General features: G+C 55.3%; 1 rRNA gene. It reads left to right on the forward strand.

The features are described from left to right. Positions 1-147: 147 nt before the first annotated feature. Positions 148-3,038 (forward strand): 23S ribosomal RNA (locus ACU52_RS14480). Positions 3,039-3,096: the final 58 nt, after the last annotated feature.

Here is a 3,096-nt window from a genome sequence, read left to right on the forward strand (position 1 = left end):
TCAACGGTTCGAATCCGTTATTCTCCACGTGTCCTTTTCAGGACGAACGATCTTTGACATATTGGCACAAGCAAAACAGTAGAGAACACAACGTTAAAGTACAGAGCTGAATGAGTCGTTCCGCAAATGCGGGATGATATCTTCATAGGAAAAGCAAATAAGGGCGTATGGCGGATGCCTAGGCTCACGGAGGCGATGAAGGACGTGATAAGCTGCGATAAGCCGCGGTTAGGTGCAAATGACCCTTGACCCGCGGATTTCCGAATGGGACAACCCGGCCGCCTTAAGGCGGTCATCATGGCAATGTCATGAGGCGAACGCGGGGAACTGAAACATCTTAGTACCCGCAGGAAGAGAAAATAAGTCAATGATTCCCCCAGTAGTGGCGAGCGACCGGGGAAGAGCCCAAACCGGGTGTGTCGAGGCACATCCGGGGTTGTAGGACCGCGCTGTTGTACGAGCATGAGCGAGCGTGACCGTCTGGAAAGTCGGGCCGTAGCGGGTGACAGCCCCCTTCGCGAAGTTCATGCCGGCATAGCGGTATCCTGAGTAACGCGGGACACGAGGAATCCTGCGCGAATCCGCCGGGACCATCCGGCAAGGCTAAATACTCCCGTGAGACCGATAGTGGACCAGTACCGTGAGGGAAAGGTGAAAAGAACTCCGACGAGGAGAGTGAAATAGCCCCTGAAACCATACGCCTACAAGCGGTCGGAGCATGCGTTGCATGTGACGGCGTGCCTTTTGCATAATGAACCTACGAGTTGCCGTCACGGGCAAGGTTAAGCGCCTAAGGCGCCGAGCCGCAGTGAAAGCGAGCCTGAATAGGGCGCATAGTCCGTGGAGGCAGACGCGAAACCGAGTGATCTACACTTGTCCAGGATGAAGTCCCGGTAACACGGGATGGAGGTCCGCACCGATAAGCGTTGAAAAGCTTCCGGATGAGGTGAGTGTAGGAGTGAAAGGCCAATCAAACTCGGAGATAGCTCGTACTCCCCGAAATGCATTTAGGTGCAGCGTTCCGCGATAGCGTCAAGAGGTAGAGCGACCGATAGGATGCGAGGGCTTCACCGCCTATCAAGTCCTGACGAACTCCGAATGCTTGACGCCGGCAGCGGGGCAGCAAGGGGGCGGGTGCTAAGGTCCGTCCCCGAGAGGAGAAGAATCCAGACCGCCGTCTAAGGTCCCGGAATTCTGCCTGAGTTAGTCTAACGAAGTGAGGTCCCTGAGACAGCCAGGATGTTGGCTTGGAAGCAGCCATTCATTCAAAGAGTGCGTAACAGCTCACTGGTCGAGGGTCCTTGCGTGGATAATAATCGGGTATAAGGCAGATACCGAAGGCGCGGGATAGTAATAATAAAAGTATCGGTAGGGGAGCATTCCATGTGCGTCGAATGTTCATGGTGACGTGAGCTGGAGCGCATGGAAAAGCAAATGTAGGTATAAGTAACGACAAGGAGGGCGAGAACCCCTCCCGCCGCAAGACCAAGGTTTCCCGGGCAATGCCAGTCATCCCGGGGTCAGTCGGGTCCTAAGTCTAAGCCGAACGGCGAGGGCGATGGCAGAAACGGTTAATATTCCGTTACTGCCTGTGCGAGCGATGTGGAGACGGAGAAGTGGAACCGCCGCGGGGTGACGGAAGTCCCCGTTGAAGGGCGTAGGTTATGAGGGATGCAGGCAAATCCGCATTCCGAGCCGACCCTGACAGTACTCCGGCGCCTCCGGGCAACGGAGATAGTGCGGGTAATCATGCTCCCGAGAAAATCCGCTAAGCAATCGCACAGGCACCCGTACCGCAAACGGACACACGTAGTCGGGTAGAATATACTAAGGCGTTGAGAGACTCATGGTTAAGGAACTAGGCAAACTGACCCCGTAACTTCGGGATAAGGGGTCCTCACGTTGAGTGAGGCGCAGAGAATAGGTCCAGGCAACTGTTTAACAAAAACACAGGGCTGTGCGAACTCGAAAGATGAAGTATACAGCCTGACACCTGCCCGGTGCCGGAAGGTTAAGAGGAGAGCTCAGGAGCAATCCGAAGGTTTGAATTGAAGCCCCGGTAAACGGCGGCCGTAACTATAACGGTCCTAAGGTAGCGAAATTCCTTGTCGGGTAAGTTCCGACCTGCACGAATGGTGTAATGATCCGGACGCTGTCTCAACCATGATCTCAGTGAAATTGTAGTATCGGTGAAGATGCCGATTACCCGCGATGGGACGAAAAGACCCCGTGAACCTTTACTGCAGCTTAGCACTGACCTTGGTCATCCGATGTGTAGGATAGGCCGGAGGCTATGAAGCCGGTACGCCAGTATTGGTGGAGCCGCCGTTGAAATACGGCCCTTTGGCTGTCTGAGGTCTAACGCGCAGTTGCGCGGACACTGCTTGGCGGGCAGTTTGACTGGGGTGGTCGCCTCCAAAAGCGTAACGGAGGCTTCCAAAGGTGCCCTCGGGCCGATTGGTAACCGGCCTTACAGAGTGCAATGGCATAAGGGCGCTTGACTGGGAGGGAGACATCCCGAGCAGGCAGGAAACTGGGGCATAGTGATCCGGCGGACGTGTATGGAAACTCCGTCGCTCAAAGGATAAAAGGTACTCCGGGGATAACAGGCTGATCCCCCCCAAGAGCTCATATCGACGGGGTGGTTTGGCACCTCGATGTCGGCTCGTCACATCCTGGGGCTGGAGAAGGTCCCAAGGGTTGGGCTGTTCGCCCATTAAAGTGGCACGCGAGCTGGGTTCAGAACGTCGTGAGACAGTTCGGTCTCTATCTATCGTGGGCGTTGGAGTTTTGAGCGGATCTGACACTAGTACGAGAGGACCGTGTTGGACAGACCTCCGGTATGCCGGTTGTGCCGCCAGGTGCACCGCCGGGTATCCGTGTCTGGCCCGGATAAGCGCTGAAAGCATCTAAGTGCGAAGCCGTCCGCGAGATAAGAACTCCTTGAGGGCCGTTCCAGACGAGGACGTTGATAGGGCGCAGGTGTAAAGACGGCGACGTCAAAGCCGAGCGCTACTAATTGCCCGAAGCTTTTCCTGTGCATGTTCTTTTGATGTGCATGTAAGTGAGGATGAAGTCTCTTTCATCGGTGTACTT

Source organism: Xylanibacter rarus (assembly GCF_001275135.1).
GTDB classification, from domain to species: domain Bacteria; phylum Bacteroidota; class Bacteroidia; order Bacteroidales; family Bacteroidaceae; genus Prevotella; species Prevotella rara.